The organism is Escherichia sp. 10290, from assembly GCF_030295155.1.
Taxonomy (GTDB): Bacteria; Pseudomonadota; Gammaproteobacteria; order Enterobacterales; family Enterobacteriaceae; genus Escherichia; species Escherichia coli_F.
The window spans coordinates 3,586,317-3,603,453 of the sequence record NZ_AP025741.1 but is presented as its reverse complement, the minus strand read 5'-3'; the positions used below and the strand labels follow the sequence as shown (position 1 = coordinate 3,603,453).

Below are 17,137 nucleotides of genomic sequence, written 5' to 3'. Positions count from 1 at the left end.
AGGCCTCGCAAATCGAGGCCTCTGGAGAGCGATTAATCGCAGGCAACGATCTTCATCGCCAGGCCACCACGAGAGGTTTCGCGGTACTTGGCATTCATATCTTTACCTGTTTCGTACATGGTTTCGATAACTTTATCGAGGCAGACACGTGGTTCGCTGGTACGGCGTAGCGCCATACGTGCAGCGTTCACCGCTTTTACTGCCGCAATGGCGTTACGCTCAATGCACGGTACCTGAACTTGTCCAGCAACCGGGTCACAAGTCAGACCGAGGTTGTGTTCCATGGCGATTTCCGCCGCGATGCACACCTGCGCCGGGCTTGCGCCTAACAGTTCTGCCAGACCAGCTGCCGCCATAGAGCACGCCACGCCAACTTCACCCTGGCAACCCACTTCGGCACCAGAAATCGAGGCGTTCATCTTATAAAGAGAACCAATCGCGCTTGCTACCAGCAGGTAACGAGCCAGTGAGTTAGCGTTCACTTCGCGGATAAACTTGTCGTAGTACGCCAGCACTGCCGGGATAATCCCGCACGCACCGTTAGTCGGCGCAGTCACCACGCGACCGCCCGCAGCGTTCTCTTCGTTCACTGCCAGCGCAAACATGTTGATCCAGTCAACAACTGCCATCGGATCAGTGGTGGTTTTATCCTGGCTAACCAGCATCCGGCGCAGTGCCGCAGCGCGGCGTGGAACGCGCAGTTTGCCTGGCAACACGCCTTCGGTGGCAATACCGCGCTCAATACCGCCACGCATTACTTCCCAGACGTTCGCCAGGTGCTGTTCCAGCTCTTCTTTGCTGTGCAGCGCCAGCTCGTTTTTCATCATCAGACCAGAGAGTGACAGCCCGGTCTCCTGACAATGTTTTTGAAGATCGGCAGCGGAACTGTACGGATAAGGAACTTCAACCGGTGCGCTATCCTGCTGACCAAAATGTTCTTCATCAACGATAAAGCCACCGCCGATAGAGTAGTAAGTCTGACTGTAAACGACTTTATCGCCCGCCAGCGCGGTAATGCGCATGCCGTTTTCATGCAGAGAAAGGTTATCGGCATGGAAGTTCATGCACTGATCAACCGGGAACTCCACTTCGTGCTGACCGTTTGCCAACATCAGGCGACCATGAGTATTCACATCCTGAATAAAACCAGGGATGGAATCGATATCCACGGTATCCGGCAGGTTACCCGCCAGGCCCATAATAATGGCGATATCAGTGTGGTGGCCTTTACCAGTCAGAGAGAGCGAGCCGTACACGTCAACCACCACGCGGGTCACGTCTTTAAGCAGGTTACGGGCAATCAGATCGTCGGTAAATTGTTTACCCGCTTTCATTGGTCCAACGGTATGAGAACTGGAAGGGCCAATGCCGATTTTGAAAATATCGAATACGCTAATCATAGGAAATACATCGCGTTAAAACGGAGGAAGCGCCGCCCGAAAGCGGCGCGAAAGGACTTAGCTGAACAGAGAGTAGAAGATTGCGGAGATTGCAATCAGACCCATCACGACAACGAATACGTTGCTGATGTGACCGCTGTACTTACGCATTGCCGGTACTTTCTGGATTGCGTACATCGGCATCAGGAACAGGATCATCGCGATGATTGGGCCACCCAGGGTTTCAATCATACCCAGGATGCTCGGGTTCAGGGTGGCAACAATCCAGGTCGTTACCAGCATGAACAGCGCAGTGATACGGTTCAGCTTGTTGATTTCGATAGACTTACCTTTACCACGCAGAGATTTAATCACCATACCGTTGAAGCCTTCACGTGCACCCAGGTAGTGGCCGAGGAAGGATTTGGTGATAGCGATAATCGCGATAATCGGAGCCATCCACGCGATAACCGGTGCGTTAAAGTGGTTAGCCAGGTAAGACAGAATCGAGATGTTCTGCTCTTTAGCCGCAGCCAGGTCTGCCGGAGTCAGGCTCAGTACGCAGCTGAAGACGAAGAACATTACGGTCAGCACCATCATGATGTGTGCGAATGCCAGGATCTTCGAGCATTTCTGTTCTGCCATATCGCCGTACTCTTCACGCTTCGCAACGGCGAAAGAAGAGATGATCGGAGAGTGGTTGAACGAGAACACCATGACCGGAATCGCCAGCCACAGGGTCATCCACAGACCGTTGCCGGTTGCCGATGCAGTGTCCAGAGACAGCGTTTCCAGTGCTGCGCCGTTCCACTGCGGGATCAGGTACAGAGCCAGCAGCATCAGTACACCAACAAACGGGAATACCAGAATACTCATCGCCTTCACGATCATCTGCTCACCGAAGCGAACAATGGTCATCATACCCACAATCAGGATCAGAGACAGAATCGCACGCGGCGGCGGCGTCATACCCAGCTGGTGAGACATGAAGCTTTCAACCGTGTTGGTGATTGCCACACTGTAAACCAGCAGGATCGGGTAGATAGCAAAGAAGTAGAGCAGGGTAATCAGTTTACCTGCACCAATACCAAAGTGTTCTTCTACAACCTCGGTGATGTCTTCGCCTGGGTTTTTACCAGACAGTACGAAGCGAGTCAGGCCGCGGTGAGCAAAAAACGTCATCGGGAACGCAAGGATAGCCATGATGATCAGCGGGATCATACCGCCAACACCGGCGTTGATTGGCAGGAACAGCACGCCCGCGCCGATTGCCGTGCCGTAAAGGCCCAGCATCCACATGGTGTCTGTCTTGCGCCATGCACTACGTGAGTCTTTCGACACAATCGTGCTGGTTTGAGTCGTTTCCATCAATTTCTCCTGGAGGAATGCAAATAATTCAGCTTTTAGCCAGTTCAGCCCGGGAAGGTGCCTGACCGTAAAAATGAAATCTGTCTATCGGCGATGGCTTAATCATTTTCCGCCGTAATAATTTGAGGGCGGAAAGATACACACAAGTTATGTATCTATCAGTGATCTTGATCTCAAATACAATAATCTACTTGGAAGATAGATAATCTCAACGCTTTACTCTGTAAATCAAAAGTAAAAAAGAATTTAAGGGCAATATTTGCCCATTAAACGACATCTGACCTCTTCCGGGGCGCGCAATATATGTAGGTTGAGCTGAAAAAATCAATACTTTTAGTGAATAATGGGGATAATTTATTTTTCATAGCGATAAAATGTGGTTTGTGAAAACAGGGAAACGTTTGCGTTGCAATATAAATTGTATGACATATTAACTGTGATGATGTTTATCGCGTGAGGACGGTAAGAAACATTTATATAACAAATGAAATGAATTGATGGGTAAGTAACCAAAAACGAGAAAACCCGGCAACTAATGTCACCGGGGAAGGGGAGATTACGTGCAGATTTCGTAGCAAGGGATGTACGCTGAGCCTGGCAACTTCATACGATGCTGGGCAACAAAACCCTGTAGCAGGTCGTCCATACGACGCATAATCTCTTTATCGCCGTTGATTTTGTAAGGACCAAACTCTTCAATGGCGCGAATACCGACTTCTTTTACGTTACCCGCCACAATACCGGAGAAGGCACGACGCAGATCAGCGGCCAAAACTTCTACTGGCTGATCCGGGTACAGTTTCAGATTAGCCATGTTCTCGTGAGACGGCTCAAACGGCATTTGCAGATCGGGCGCAATGCGCATTGACCAGTTAAAGCTGTAGGCATCGCCCGTATCGCGACGGTTTTCTTTCACCAGCGGCATCGATTTTTTCATCTGACGAGCGACTTCAGCGGCGTCATCAATGATGATGCGATAATGGCGTCGTGCGTTTTCTCCCAGCGTATGCACGACAAACTCGTCCAGTACGCGGAAATAGTCGGCGCTCTCTTTTGGCCCGGTGAGGATCAATGGTAAAACCTGATCTTTGTTGGCCGGATTCATTAAAATTCCCAGCAAATACAGCAACTCTTCTGCCGTACCCACACCGCCAGGGAAGATAATGATGCCGTGAGCGATACGAACAAAAGCTTCCAGACGTTTTTCGATATCCGGCATGATGATCAATTCGTTGACCAGCGGGTTAGGCGGTTCAGCGGCGATAATCGACGGCTCAGTCATGCCAATAAAACGACTGTCTTTGTAACGCTGCTGTGCGTGTCCGACCGCAGCACCTTTCATCGGCGCTTCCATCGCTCCCGGACCACAGCCGGTGCAGATATTCAGCTCACGCAGGCCCAGCTGATTCCCGACGCGACGGGCATACAAATACTCGTTTTCGTTAATTGAGTGCCCGCCCCAGCAGACCACCATATTTGGCGCTTCACCGACATGCAGTGCGCGAGCGTTACGCAAGATGGAAAAGACCAGGTTAGTGATGTGGACGGAGTTGTCGAGATTCAGGTTGGGAAAACGAACGGTGTTATGGATTTGCCCGTAAACGAAGAGAATGTCACGCAGAACCGCGAACAAGTTGGCCTGCAAAGCGCGGATAATACGCCCATCGACAAAAGCTTCTTCCGGGGGATTAATCAGTTCCAGCTTTACGCCGCGTTCACGGCGCAGGACGTTAATATCGAAATTTTCAAAACGAGACAGCAATTCTTTGCTGTTATCGGTCAAACTACCGGAGTTCAGTACGGCAAGTGAACAGTTGCGAAACAGTTGATAGAGGTCGCTGCTGGCGGTGCGTTTAAGCATATCCACTTCCAGCTGCGACAACATATCCATGGAGCCAAGCGGGCTAATATGTGTAATCAAGAAAAACTCCTTATGGGACGAATATCGTCATTCCCTTTGATTACAATAGCCCTGCCTGATGACCTTTCACAACCTTCTGCGTGAATCCAGCACGCAAAATTGAGAAAAAATTTATTGCCGAACCAGTCTTGTGGTCGATGGGACAAAATCGCTATTACTGCGCCACGGGTTAATGTCCAGACCGCCACGACGGGTATAACGTGCGTAAACGCTCAATTTCTCTGGCTGGCAGAAGCGTAACAGGTCATTAAAGATGCGTTCCACGCACTGTTCGTGGAACTCGTTGTGATGACGGAAAGAGACCAGGTAACGCAGCAGTTTTTCTCTGTCAATTTGGCGTCCACGATACTGAATTTGGATCGAACCCCAATCTGGTTGATGGGTGATCAGGCAGTTTGATTTCAGCAGGTGGCTGACGAGCGTCTCTTCTACTACTTTTTCACCACTGGTGGCATTCTCAAGATAGTCAGTAGTGAATTCATAGTTATCGATAGTGATATCCTGGTCATCAATGCAGGTGCCATTGAAATGACCTATCGGCTGGCCTTCCAGTTCATCAAGACGATATAACGCCACGCTAACCTTACCCTGAGCGCAAGTGCTTAAGTCGCGCTCCAGCGTCTGGCGCACCTCATCCCAGTTATTAAAACGCGTCTGGTTAAAACTGTTGAGATAAAGCTTAAAACTCTTCGACTCAATCAGATTTACGCTGGTGTAATCAAGTTCAACATGACCGACAGCGACCTGCGGCAAACCTTTCGCATTCAGCCAGGAGAGTTCATACAGCGTCCAGATATCAGCGCCATGAAAAGGCAGGTTATCTGCTTTCAGGCCCAACGGGTCGCGATTCAGGCTGCGTGGAACGCCTTGCAGTAGGCTGGCGTCATAGGTATCCCGGTAATCGGTTGATTTTCCAAGAGTCAGGCCCGCAAGTGCCTGATGGTTTGCATAAGAAGACATGTTTCACCGTCATAAACCAGATAAACTAAACGACAAGTGTATCTGGTTTAAGTGAAGAGAGAAATTAGTGGACGATTTGACCGCACAAGCCTTGAAAGATTTTACTGCACGCTACTGCGATGCGTGGCATGAAGAGCATAAAAGCTGGCCGTTAAGTGAGGAACTGTACGGCGTTCCTTCACCGTGCATTATTTCAACCACCGAAGACGCTGTATACTGGCAACCCCAGCCGTTTACCGGTGAACAAAATGTAAACGCGGTTGAACGTGCTTTTGATATTGTGATACAACCCACGGTTCATACTTTTTACACGACCCAGTTTGCCGGGGATATGCACGCGCAGTTTGGCGATATCAAACTGACATTGCTGCAAACCTGGAGTGAAGACGACTTCCGTCGGGTGCAGGAAAATCTGATTGGTCATCTGGTGACTCAGAAAAGGCTAAAACTGCCGCCCACGCTATTTATCGCGACGCTGGAAGAAGAGTTAGAGGTCATCTCGTTGTGTAATCTCTCCGGTGAAGTGTGCAAAGAGACGCTGGGAACACGCAAACGGACGCATTTAGCCTCAAATCTTGCGGAATTCCTTAATCAACTTAAGCCTCTTCTGTAATCCAAATACCCCATCTTGTTGTGAGAGATCTCTTACAGACTCTGTAGGAGATCGCCAGGAAATAAGCGAATACTTAAAAAGATAAGAATCGTTATTTTCATTTAAAATCAATATATTGCTTGTTAATTCTTAACTTTCATATGAAATTTTCCTTAAGGCATTGTCTGTAAGCGCCTTGTAAGACTTCGCGAAAAAGACGATTCTATCTTCGTCGACAGGGAGTCAGACAACGAAGTGAACATCAGGATGATGACACTTCTGAAGGACACACCAGGAGGGTGTTTCAGGGAAAGGCTTCTGGATGAAGCGAAGAGGATGACGCAGGACGCGTTAAAGGACACCTCCAGGATGGAGAATGAGAACCGGTCAGGATGATTCGGTGGGTCAGGAAGGCCAGGGACACTTCAGGATGAAGTATCACATCGGGGTGGTGTGAGCAGGAAGCAATAGTTCAGGATGAACGATTGGCCGCAAGGCCAGAGGAAAAGTTGTCAAGGATGAGCAGGGAGCAACAAAAGTAGCTGGAATGCTGCGAAACGAACCGGGAGCACTGTGAATACAGTGCTCCCTTTTTTTATTCCTGCTATCCTTCGCGGCAGTTTTTCTTATTGAGGTTGCTTTATGACCACTCATGACCGCGTTCGTCTCCAGTTGCAGGCGCTTGAAGCGTTACTGCGTGAACATCAGCACTGGCGAAACGATGAACCCCAGCCGCATCAATTTAACAGTACCCAACCGTTCTTTATGGACACCATGGAACCACTGGAGTGGTTGCAGTGGGTGCTGATCCCGCGAATGCACGATTTGTTAGATAACAACCAGCCGTTACCGGGCGCTTTTGCCGTTGCACCCTATTATGAAATGGCGCTGGCGACGGACCACCCGCAACGCGCGCTTATTCTGGCTGAGCTGGAAAAACTGGATGCTCTTTTTGCGGATGATGCGAGCTGATGCTGGAAATAATCTACCAGGATGAATGGCTGGTTGCGGTAAATAAACCCTCCGGCTGGCTGGTTCACCGCAGCTGGCTGGATCGCGACGAGAAAGTGGTGGTTATGCAAACCGTGCGTGACCAGATTGGTCAGCATGTATTTACCGCGCATCGGCTGGATCGACCGACGTCCGGCGTATTGCTGATGGGACTATCCAGCGAGGCCGGACGGCTGCTGGCACAACAGTTTGAACAGCACCAAATCCAGAAACGTTACCATGCGATTGTGCGCGGCTGGCTGATGGAAGAGGCTGTGCTGGATTATCCGCTGGTGGAAGAACTGGACAAAATCGCTGATAAATTCGCCCGCGAAGATAAAGGTCCACAGCCAGCGGTGACACATTATCGCGGTCTGGCGACCGTAGAAATGCCTGTAGCGACCGGACGTTACCCGACTACGCGCTACGGTCTGGTGGAACTGGAGCCGAAAACAGGACGCAAGCATCAGCTCCGTCGCCATCTTGCCCACTTGCGCCATCCGATTATTGGCGACAGCAAACATGGTGATTTACGTCAGAATCGTAGCGGTGCTGAACATTTTGGCCTTCAGCGGTTAATGCTGCATGCCAGTCAGTTGTCATTGACACATCCATTTACTGGCGAGCCGCTGACTATTCACGCGGGCCTGGACGACACCTGGATGCAGGCGTTATCACAATTTGGCTGGCGTGGTCTGCTTCCTGAAAATGAAAGGGTTGAGTTCAGCGCGCCATCGGGTCAGGATGGAGAGATAAGTTCCTAATCCAGGGAGAAAACGGTATGGCGGAAATTGGTATTTTTGTGGGCACCATGTACGGAAATTCACTGTTAGTGGCGGAAGAAGCGGAAGCAATTCTGACCGCGCAGGGCCACAAAGCAACGGTATTTGAAGATCCTGAATTAAGTGACTGGCTGCCCTATCAGGATAAGTTCGTTCTGGTGGTTACGTCCACGACCGGGCAGGGCGACCTTCCTGATAGCATTGTGCCACTTTTTCAGGGAATCAAAGATAGCCTGGGCTTCCAGCCGAATCTGCGTTATGGCGTGATTGCGCTCGGCGACAGTAGTTATGTGAATTTCTGCAATGGCGGCAAACAGTTCGATGCCTTGTTGCAGGAACAGAGTGCGCAGCGGATAGGGGAAATGCTGTTGATTGACGCCAGTGAGAACCCGGAACCGGAAACGGAATCAAATCCGTGGGTCGAACATTGGGGCACGCTGTTGTCCTGATACGTTCAGCGAGCGGTAAATGCCGTTTTAGCGGTGCTGAATCGAATCTTTTCAGGCAAATGCCAGTAAAAACTGCTTCATAGCGCGGATTTTTACTGGCGTTTGCCTGGAGTCAAGCGATCCATTTCATACTCTTCTTTATTTCTTCGTTTTAACCCTTCCTTTCTTATTCTTGTTTTCATTTCCGTGAAGTGGATTCCACCGTCCAGGGCTAATGCCAAAATCGGGCCTCATTGAACGCATTAATGTTGTGTTGTTGCACGGTGAGCCGCTATGGCGCGCTTTTTATACTGTTATTGCCAGATATAAACACGCGCCGTATTCGGCGAACGACCTATAAAAACGGCAAAAAATACCCTACGTCACCTCTGATTTCCTGGCGATGTCGCAGTCCAGAGTGAGCGTGGCTAACGCGAATTTTCAGGAGTGCAACAATGAGTTCTTTAAGTCAGGCTGCGAGCAGTGTGGAAAAACGCACGAATGCTCGTTACTGGATAGTGGTGATGTTGTTTATCGTCACATCCTTCAACTACGGCGACCGCGCTACGCTCTCTATCGCCGGTTCGGAAATGGCCAAAGATATCGGCCTTGATCCTGTGGGAATGGGCTATGTGTTCTCTGCTTTCTCATGGGCTTATGTTATCGGGCAGATCCCTGGTGGCTGGTTGCTGGACCGTTTTGGTTCAAAACGCGTCTACTTCTGGTCGATCTTTATCTGGTCGATGTTTACCTTGCTGCAAGGCTTCGTCGATATCTTTAGTGGATTCGGCATTATCGTTGCCCTGTTTACGCTGCGCTTCCTGGTCGGGCTTGCTGAAGCGCCATCTTTCCCTGGCAACAGCCGCATTGTTGCGGCCTGGTTTCCGGCGCAGGAAAGGGGAACGGCGGTGTCGATTTTTAACTCCGCCCAATACTTCGCAACGGTTATCTTCGCGCCGATTATGGGCTGGCTGACTCATGAAGTGGGCTGGTCACACGTCTTCTTCTTTATGGGCGGTCTGGGCATTGTCATCAGCTTTATCTGGTTGAAAGTCATCCACGAGCCAAATCAACATCCGGGCGTAAATCAGAAAGAGCTGGAGTACATCGCCGCGGGTGGTGCGCTGATCAATATGGATCAGCAAAATACCAAAGTTAAAGTGTCGTTCAGCGTGAAGTGGGGGCAGATCAAACAGCTGCTCGGGTCACGGATGATGATCGGCGTTTATATCGGTCAGTACTGTATCAACGCCCTGACTTACTTCTTCATTACCTGGTTTCCGGTTTATCTGGTGCAGGCACGCGGGATGTCGATTCTGAAAGCGGGCTTTGTGGCTTCCGTACCGGCGGTTTGCGGTTTTATCGGCGGCGTGTTGGGGGGGATTATTTCAGACTGGCTGATGCGCCGCACAGGTTCGCTGAACATTGCGCGTAAAACACCGATCGTAATGGGCATGTTGCTGTCGATGGTGATGGTGTTCTGCAACTACGTCAACGTTGAGTGGATGATCATCGGCTTTATGGCGCTGGCCTTCTTCGGTAAGGGCATCGGGGCGCTGGGTTGGGCAGTAATGGCAGATACCGCGCCAAAAGAGATCAGCGGTCTTTCCGGTGGCCTGTTCAACATGTTCGGTAACATTTCTGGCATCGTCACGCCAATCGCAATTGGTTATATCGTTGGCACGACTGGCTCGTTTAATGGGGCGCTGATTTATGTTGGTGTTCATGCCTTAATCGCGGTACTGAGCTACCTGGTGCTGGTGGGCGATATCAAGCGTATCGAGCTGAAACCTGTTGCGGGGCAATAAGATGACGACACAATCCAGTCCTGTTATTACTGATATGAAGGTTATTCCGGTCGCCGGGCACGACAGCATGTTGCTTAATATTGGTGGTGCACATAACGCATATTTCACCCGCAATATTGTGGTACTCACCGATAACGCCGGGCATACCGGTATTGGTGAAGCGCCGGGCGGAGAGGTGATTTATCAAACACTGGTCGATGCTATTCCGATGGTGTTGGGCCAGGAAGTTGCGCGCCTGAATAAAGTGGTTCAGCAGGTGCATAAAGGTAATCAGGCAGCCGATTTTGATACCTTCGGCAAAGGTGCCTGGACTTTTGAATTGCGCGTTAATGCCGTGGCGGCGCTGGAAGCCGCCTTGCTAGACCTGCTAGGTAAGGCGCTGAATGTTCCGGTCTGCGAACTGTTAGGGCCAGGCAAGCAACGCGATGCTATTACCGTCCTCGGTTATCTGTTTTATATCGGTGATCGGACCAAAACCGATCTTCCTTATCTGGAAAATACGCTGGGCAACCATGAGTGGTATCAATTGCGGCATCAGAAAGCGATGAACAGCGAAGCCGTTGTGCGTCTGGCGGAAGCTTCACAGGATCGCTATGGCTTTAAAGATTTCAAACTTAAGGGCGGCGTGTTACCTGGCGAGCAAGAAATCGACACTGTTCGTGCATTGAAGAAACGCTTCCCGGATGCGCGAATTACCGTTGATCCCAACGGTGCATGGCTGCTTGATGAAGCCATTTCTCTGTGCAAAGGGCTGAATGATGTTCTTACCTATGCCGAAGATCCATGCGGAGCAGAACAGGGCTTCTCCGGACGTGAAGTGATGGCGGAGTTTCGGCGGGCGACCGGCTTGCCCGTCGCGACTAATATGATCGCCACCAACTGGCGCGAAATGGGCCATGCGGTGATGCTCAATGCGGTAGATATTCCACTTGCCGATCCGCACTTCTGGACGCTTTCCGGTGCAGTTCGCGTGGCGCAGCTTTGCGACGACTGGGGGCTGACCTGGGGCTGCCATTCCAACAACCATTTCGATATCTCTCTGGCGATGTTTACCCATGTGGGCGCGGCGGCACCGGGTAATCCTACCGCTATCGATACCCACTGGATTTGGCAGGAGGGCGATTGTCGCCTGACCCAAAATCCGCTGGAGATTAAAAACGGAAAAATTGCCGTTCCTGATGCGCCCGGTCTGGGCGTGGAACTGGACTGGGAACAGGTACAAAAGGCACATGAGGCCTATAAACGTCTGCCTGGCGGTGCGCGTAACGACGCAGGCCCGATGCAGTACCTGATCCCCGGCTGGACCTTTGACCGTAAACGTCCCGTTTTCGGCCGTCATTGATTTTGAAAAAGGACATAAAGATGAGTTCTCAATTTACGACGCCTGTTGTTACTGAAATGCAGGTCATCCCGGTGGCGGGCCATGACAGTATGCTGATGAATCTGAGTGGTGCACACGCACCGTTCTTCACGCGTAATATTGTGATTATCAAAGATAATTCTGGTCACACTGGCGTAGGGGAAATTCCCGGCGGCGAGAAAATCCGTAAAACGCTGGAAGATGCGATTCCGCTGGTGATGGGTAAAACGCTGGGTGAATACAAAAACGTTCTGACGCTGGTGCGTAATACTTTTGCCGATCGTGATGCTGGTGGGCGCGGTTTGCAGACATTTGATTTGCGTACCACTATTCATGTAGTTACCGGGATAGAAGCGGCAATGCTGGATCTGCTGGGGCAGCATCTGGGGGTTAACGTGGCATCCCTGCTGGGCGATGGTCAACAGCGTAGCGAAGTCGAAATGCTCGGTTATCTGTTCTTCGTCGGTAATCGCAAAGCCACACCACTGCCGTATCAAAGCCAGCCGGATGACTCATGCGACTGGTATCGCCTGCGTCATGAAGAAGCGATGACGCCGGATGCGGTAGTGCGCCTGGCGGAAGCAGCATATGAAAAATATGGCTTCAACGATTTCAAACTGAAGGGCGGTGTACTGGCCGGAGAAGAAGAGGCCGAATCTATTGTAGCACTGGCGCAACGCTTCCCGCAGGCGCGTATTACCCTCGATCCTAACGGTGCCTGGTCGCTGAACGAAGCGATTAAAATCGGTAAATACCTGAAAGGTTCGCTGGCTTATGCAGAAGATCCGTGTGGTGCGGAGCAAGGTTTCTCCGGGCGTGAAGTGATGGCAGAGTTCCGTCGCGCAACTGGCCTGCCGACCGCAACCAATATGATCGCCACCGACTGGCGGCAGATGGGCCATACGCTCTCGTTACAATCCGTTGATATCCCGCTGGCGGATCCGCATTTCTGGACGATGCAAGGTTCGGTACGTGTGGCGCAAATGTGCCATGAGTTTGGCCTGACCTGGGGTTCACACTCTAACAACCACTTCGATATTTCCCTGGCGATGTTTACCCATGTAGCCGCTGCTGCACCGGGTAAAATTACTGCTATTGATACGCACTGGATCTGGCAGGAAGGCAATCAGCGTCTGACCAAAGAACCGTTTGAGATCAAAGGCGGGCTGGTACAGGTGCCGCAAAAACCAGGATTGGGCGTAGAAATCGATATGGATCAGGTGATGAAAGCCCACGAGCTGTATCAGAAACACGGGCTTGGCGCGCGTGACGATGCAATGGGAATGCAGTATCTGATTCCTGGCTGGACGTTCGATAACAAGCGTCCGTGCATGGTGCGTTAAGACAGAAAACCAAAACCGGCTCTGTCAGGAGCCGGTTTTTACTGGATAACATATTTATTACCCAAGAATTTTGCTGGCTTCGCGCGCCACATTATCCATCTCGTCCAGCAGTTCCAGAAGCTCTGGCTCCAAATCTTCTTCTTTAGTACCGCTGCGTAGCTGTTGTTCAATCAGTTGGCAGAGATTCTTCATACGCGGCACACCGCTATAGCCGCAACTGCCATGCAGTTTATGAATCAAATCAACCAGGCCTTCCGGGTTTTCTCCAACCAGCTGTTCCTCAACTTTGTTGCGAACTTCAGGCAGGAAATCGAGTAACATTTGCAGCATATCGCGCGCTAAATCGGTTTTTCCTGCTGCCTGGCGTAGTGCCAGTTGCCAGTCGAGGGTCGCATTCGGGTTCACCACAATTTCATTGACTTCGGGGGTCACGACGCGAGAGGAAATACCGCTGCCAGGCTTGTAGCGCAACAGCAAATTATGCAATCGTTCTTCTTCAATCGGTTTCGCCAGATAATCGCTCATCCCTGCGCCAAGCAGCTTCTCTTTTTGCCCGGCCATTGCATGCGCCGTTACCGCGATAACCGGCGTTTGTTGCTGATGTGGGAGCTGGTGGATGAGTTCGCAGGCCCGAATTCCGTCCATGTCCGGCATTTGAATATCCATTAAGATCAGATCGAACGGCATCTGTTTCGCCCGTTCAACGGCCTGATGCCCGCTATCGCAAAGCTCTACATGTTGCACCATATCTTCCAGCAATGCGCCGATAAGTTTCAGGTTAGCGGGGTTGTCATCAACCGCCATGACTGTCATTGCCAGCTTACTTTCATCGGTTACAGGCAAAAGCGTGTTTTGTTTGTGATGACAAAATTCCGTCAGGGCAGGGAACAGGCGCGTAGGTGTTAATGGTTTCAGCAGACACGCGCCGATACCATCTTGCTTAAGTTTTTCAGCATTGACTTGTGCATGGCAAGGAAGTGCCAGCATCAGAAAATCGGTCATCGATACCGCTTTCGCTAATCGCTCATGTTGCATTGTTAGCGGCTCGCGGAAGGTCACCGCAATGCCTAATAACATCATGTCGTAATGCGCGGGAGGCAGCGCGGAGAACGTTGGGCTATAAACCACTTCCAGCGGCGTTTCACTTAAAATATCCAGCGTGCATTGCGCTGCTGCGGAGTTTGGTTCGACATAGGCCAGGCGCTTGCCGGCGAGGCACTGGGTGGATGGCCCTTCGATAATAATGTTCGGATTCAGATCGAGATTAATGTGGAACCAGAAAGTTGAACCGCGATTCGGCTGGCTATGGAACGAAATATCGCCGCCCATTTCATTAACCAGTTTTTGTGTAATCACCAGCCCCAGCCCGGTGCCACCATGACGGCGGGAAATACTGGCATCAGCCTGTCGGAAGGCCTGGAATAAGCGCGATTGATCGCGTTCAGGAATACCAATGCCGGTATCCCGAATCTGCACTTCAATCTGCACTTTGGTATTACTCAGCGCACGTTTTTCTACCAGAATATCAATGTTGCCATTCTCGGTGAATTTAATTGCATTCCCTACCAGGTTAGTGATGATTTGCTGTAATCGCAGTGGGTCGCCAATTACGTTATCGGGCACGTCGCTCTTAATATTGAGCGTCAGTTCCAGCCCTTTATCGTGAGAAGAATGTGCCAGCAGGGTAACGACTTCATCCAGCGTGCTGCGTAGTGGGAATGGAATACTTTCCAGAATCAGCTTACCTGCTTCCAGTTTCGAGAAGTCGAGAACATCATTAATAATTGCCAGCAAATTATTTGCCGAACGTTCAATCGTATTCAGGTGATCGCGCTGCGTTGGCGTTAATTCTGTTTTCAGCGTCAGGCGGGTAAAGCCAATAACACCATTCAGTGGTGTACGCAGCTCGTGTGACATATTTGCCAGAAACTCGGATTTAATACGCGCCGCTTCCTGGGCGCGCTTTTTCGCCAGATCCAACTCAACGTTCTGAATTTCCATCTGCTCCAGCGTTTCACGTAGATCGGACGTCGCCTGGTCGATATTGTGCTGCATCTCTTCGTGATAAGCTGCCAGCGACATTGCCATCGAGTTGATACCGTTTTTCAGCATATCCAGCTCGCCGAGCATAAATCCTTCCACCCGGCTGTCGAGTTGCCCGCGACGGATGCGGTCGACGGTATTCACCATGTTGCGAATCGGACCGGTTACATCGCGCATTAAGCGCCAGCCAAAAATAAGCGCAATACCGATACAAAACAGCATCATCACGCTGGAAATAAAGATCTCTTTATATTGCTGCAAGCGAACCGATTTAAGATCCAGCTCAAGCGCAATATATCCCAACATATTTTGACTATTTTTGGCATCGCTACTGGGCGATTCGTCGGGGGAGTAACTCTCAGAAATAATCGGCGTGCGGAGGATCATAATATCGCCGTCACGAGTGACAGTGAGCTGGCGAGGAAACGGCACGTTGCTGCCGAGCTGCATTGATGAGGGATCAAGATGAAAATTGGAGGTGACAAAGAGTCGGTTATTTTCATCATAAACCGAAATCGCGCGAACAATATCGGAATGGCGACGATGCAGTACGCTTATTAACTGACCGATAGATTCGCGATTTTGCAGGCTCATGCCATATTCAGTAGAAACTGCAAGCGGCTCAATAATGCTGGCTCCGGCATCTTCCAGTTGACGCTGCAAGTCGTTATAGCGATGCACAACGAAAAAGATACTCAGCAATAAACCAATAAGGACGGTCGGTGCCAGGATCAGAATCATCATGCGTGCGCGCAGGCTGTAGTTGGTCATGGAGTTCCGTTATGGGACAATTAAGGTCACACTGTTAAATTGAGAAAGTCTCGCCAATGGCGCAATTCTACTCTGCAAAACGACGCACGACGACGCGTCAGATCATAACTGTTTCAGTCAACGACCTCGACTCTTTTGGTCAGGGCGTGGCACGACATAACGGCAAAGCGTTATTTATTCCTGGATTATTGCCACAGGAAAACGCGGAAGTTACTGTTACTGAAGATAAAAAACAGTACGCCCGCGCTAAAGTCGTACGCCGGTTAAGCGATAGCCCGGAACGCGAAACGCCACGCTGCCCTCATTTTGGCGTATGCGGTGGCTGTCAGCAACAACACGCCAGCGAGGATTTACAGCAGCGAAGCAAAAGTGCGGCACTCGCCCGATTAATGAAACACGAAGTCTCTGAAGTGATCGCCGATGTTCCCTGGGGCTATCGCCGTCGCGCGCGTTTAAGTTTGAACTACTTACCGAAAACACAGCAACTTCAGATGGGGTTTCGCAAAGCGGGCTCCAGTGACATTGTCGACGTTAAACAATGCCCCATTTTAGTGCCCCAACTTGAAGCATTGCTGCCCAAAGTCAGGGCATGCCTGGGCAGCTTACAAGCTATGCGCCATCTTGGTCATGTTGAACTGGTACAGGCAACCAGCGGCACGCTGATGATTTTGCGCCATACCGCATCGCTAAGTTCGGCAGATCGCGAAAAACTGGAACGCTTTTCGCATTCTGAAGGCCTGGATCTGTATCTCGCCCCCGATAGTGAGATACTCGAAACCGTCTCTGGTGAGATGCCCTGGTATGAGTCAAACGGGTTGCGCTTAACTTTTAGCCCGCGCGATTTTATTCAGGTCAATGCGGGTGTGAACCAAAAAATGGTAGCGCGTGCGTTGGAATGGCTGGATGTACAACCTGAAGATCGCGTACTGGATCTGTTCTGCGGTATGGGCAACTTTACACTGCCATTGGCGACACAAGCTGCCAGTGTGGTGGGTGTAGAAGGCGTTCCGGCGCTGGTTGAAAAAGGCCAGCAGAATGCGCGTCTTAATGGCTTACACAATGTGACGTTTTATCACGAAAATCTTGAAGAAGATGTCACAAAGCAGCCGTGGGCGAAAAACGGCTTCGATAAAGTGTTGCTGGACCCGGCGCGAGCAGGTGCCGCAGGTGTTATGCAGCAAATTATAAAACTGGAACCTATTCGTATAGTTTATGTATCCTGTAATCCTGCAACGCTGGCTCGGGATAGCGAAGCGTTATTAAAAGCAGGATATACCATTGCGCGACTGGCGATGCTGGATATGTTCCCACACACGGGACATCTGGAATCGATGGTACTTTTCTCGCGCGTTAAATAGTTACGATTTGCCGATTTCGGCAGGTCTGGTCCCT

At 50.7% G+C, this 17,137-nt stretch carries 13 protein-coding genes; 8 read left to right on the top strand and 5 right to left on the bottom strand.

Going from position 1 to position 17,137, the window contains the following annotated elements; translation table 11 throughout:
• Positions 1-32 precede the first annotated feature (32 nt).
• From sdaB to queF, 4 genes are all read right to left on the bottom strand, one after another.
• Entirely contained in the window at positions 33-1,400 is a 1,368-nt protein-coding gene (gene sdaB, locus QUE74_RS18260) for an L-serine ammonia-lyase II (RefSeq protein ID WP_000626401.1), read from the bottom strand.
• A gap of 57 nt (positions 1,401-1,457) precedes the next feature.
• A complete protein-coding gene (gene sdaC, locus QUE74_RS18255) occupies positions 1,458-2,747 on the bottom strand; it encodes an HAAAP family serine/threonine permease SdaC (protein WP_000450486.1) in 1,290 nt (429 codons plus the stop codon).
• A 556-nt stretch (positions 2,748-3,303) separates the two neighbouring features.
• Entirely contained in the window at positions 3,304-4,668 is a 1,365-nt protein-coding gene (gene ppnN / locus QUE74_RS18250; RefSeq protein WP_000627995.1) for a nucleotide 5'-monophosphate nucleosidase PpnN, read from the bottom strand.
• Positions 4,669-4,779: 111 nt separating this feature from the next.
• Positions 4,780-5,628 carry an NADPH-dependent 7-cyano-7-deazaguanine reductase QueF gene (gene queF / locus QUE74_RS18245; protein ID WP_000100400.1) on the bottom strand — a complete coding sequence of 283 codons (849 nt, stop codon included), beginning with the start codon at positions 5,626-5,628 and terminating at the stop codon, positions 4,780-4,782.
• Positions 5,629-5,695: 67 nt separating this feature from the next.
• On the opposite strand from queF, the gene syd reads away from it, so the two are divergent.
• The 7 genes from syd to gudD all read left to right on the top strand — a co-directional run bounded on the left by syd (position 5,696) and on the right by gudD (position 12,931).
• Entirely contained in the window at positions 5,696-6,241 is a 546-nt protein-coding gene (gene syd / locus QUE74_RS18240) for a SecY-interacting protein (protein WP_000342436.1), read from the top strand.
• Positions 6,242-6,862: 621 nt separating this feature from the next.
• Positions 6,863-7,192 (top strand): YqcC family protein, encoded by a 330-nt coding sequence (locus QUE74_RS18235; protein ID WP_000206991.1) that lies wholly within the window; start codon positions 6,863-6,865, stop codon positions 7,190-7,192.
• Positions 7,192-7,974 carry a tRNA pseudouridine(65) synthase TruC gene (gene truC, locus QUE74_RS18230; RefSeq protein WP_000889771.1) on the top strand — a complete coding sequence of 261 codons (783 nt, stop codon included), beginning with the start codon at positions 7,192-7,194 and terminating at the stop codon, positions 7,972-7,974. Before QUE74_RS18235 ends, truC begins: the two co-directional genes overlap by 1 nt.
• Before the next feature lie 17 nt (positions 7,975-7,991).
• Positions 7,992-8,441, top strand: coding sequence for a flavodoxin (locus QUE74_RS18225; RefSeq protein ID WP_000807746.1), 450 nt, complete (start codon positions 7,992-7,994; stop codon positions 8,439-8,441).
• A gap of 434 nt (positions 8,442-8,875) precedes the next feature.
• Positions 8,876-10,228 (top strand): galactarate/glucarate/glycerate transporter GudP, encoded by a 1,353-nt coding sequence (gene gudP, locus QUE74_RS18220; protein WP_000097090.1) that lies wholly within the window; start codon positions 8,876-8,878, stop codon positions 10,226-10,228.
• 1 nt (position 10,229) lies between these two features.
• A complete protein-coding gene (locus QUE74_RS18215; protein WP_000211748.1) occupies positions 10,230-11,570 on the top strand; it encodes an enolase C-terminal domain-like protein in 1,341 nt (446 codons plus the stop codon).
• Between the two features lie 20 nt (positions 11,571-11,590).
• Positions 11,591-12,931 (top strand): glucarate dehydratase, encoded by a 1,341-nt coding sequence (gene gudD, locus QUE74_RS18210; protein ID WP_000098228.1) that lies wholly within the window; start codon positions 11,591-11,593, stop codon positions 12,929-12,931.
• A gap of 57 nt (positions 12,932-12,988) precedes the next feature.
• Here gudD and barA read toward each other — a convergent pair whose 3' ends face one another.
• Entirely contained in the window at positions 12,989-15,745 is a 2,757-nt protein-coding gene (barA, locus tag QUE74_RS18205) for a two-component sensor histidine kinase BarA (protein WP_000186438.1), read from the bottom strand.
• A gap of 56 nt (positions 15,746-15,801) precedes the next feature.
• Here barA and rlmD point away from each other — a divergent pair, with 56 nt between their 5' ends.
• Positions 15,802-17,103 (top strand): 23S rRNA (uracil(1939)-C(5))-methyltransferase RlmD, encoded by a 1,302-nt coding sequence (rlmD, locus tag QUE74_RS18200; protein ID WP_000046783.1) that lies wholly within the window; start codon positions 15,802-15,804, stop codon positions 17,101-17,103.
• Positions 17,104-17,137 lie beyond the last annotated feature (34 nt).

Excerpts from the sequence above, each read along its gene's own strand:
- sdaB (WP_000626401.1), bottom strand. The coding sequence starts at position 1,400 with ATGATTAGCGTATTCGATATTTTCAAAATCGGCATTGGCCCTTCCAGT.
- sdaC (WP_000450486.1), bottom strand. The coding sequence starts at position 2,747 with ATGGAAACGACTCAAACCAGCACGATTGTGTCGAAAGACTCACGTAGT.
- queF (WP_000100400.1), bottom strand. The coding sequence starts at position 5,628 with ATGTCTTCTTATGCAAACCATCAGGCACTTGCGGGCCTGACTCTTGGA.
- QUE74_RS18235 (WP_000206991.1), top strand. The coding sequence starts at position 6,863 with ATGACCACTCATGACCGCGTTCGTCTCCAGTTGCAGGCGCTTGAAGCG.
- truC (WP_000889771.1), top strand. The coding sequence starts at position 7,192 with ATGCTGGAAATAATCTACCAGGATGAATGGCTGGTTGCGGTAAATAAA.
- QUE74_RS18225 (WP_000807746.1), top strand. The coding sequence starts at position 7,992 with ATGGCGGAAATTGGTATTTTTGTGGGCACCATGTACGGAAATTCACTG.
- gudP (WP_000097090.1), top strand. The coding sequence starts at position 8,876 with ATGAGTTCTTTAAGTCAGGCTGCGAGCAGTGTGGAAAAACGCACGAAT.
- QUE74_RS18215 (WP_000211748.1), top strand. The coding sequence starts at position 10,230 with ATGACGACACAATCCAGTCCTGTTATTACTGATATGAAGGTTATTCCG.
- gudD (WP_000098228.1), top strand. The coding sequence starts at position 11,591 with ATGAGTTCTCAATTTACGACGCCTGTTGTTACTGAAATGCAGGTCATC.
- barA (WP_000186438.1), bottom strand. The coding sequence starts at position 15,745 with ATGACCAACTACAGCCTGCGCGCACGCATGATGATTCTGATCCTGGCA.
- rlmD (WP_000046783.1), top strand. The coding sequence starts at position 15,802 with ATGGCGCAATTCTACTCTGCAAAACGACGCACGACGACGCGTCAGATC.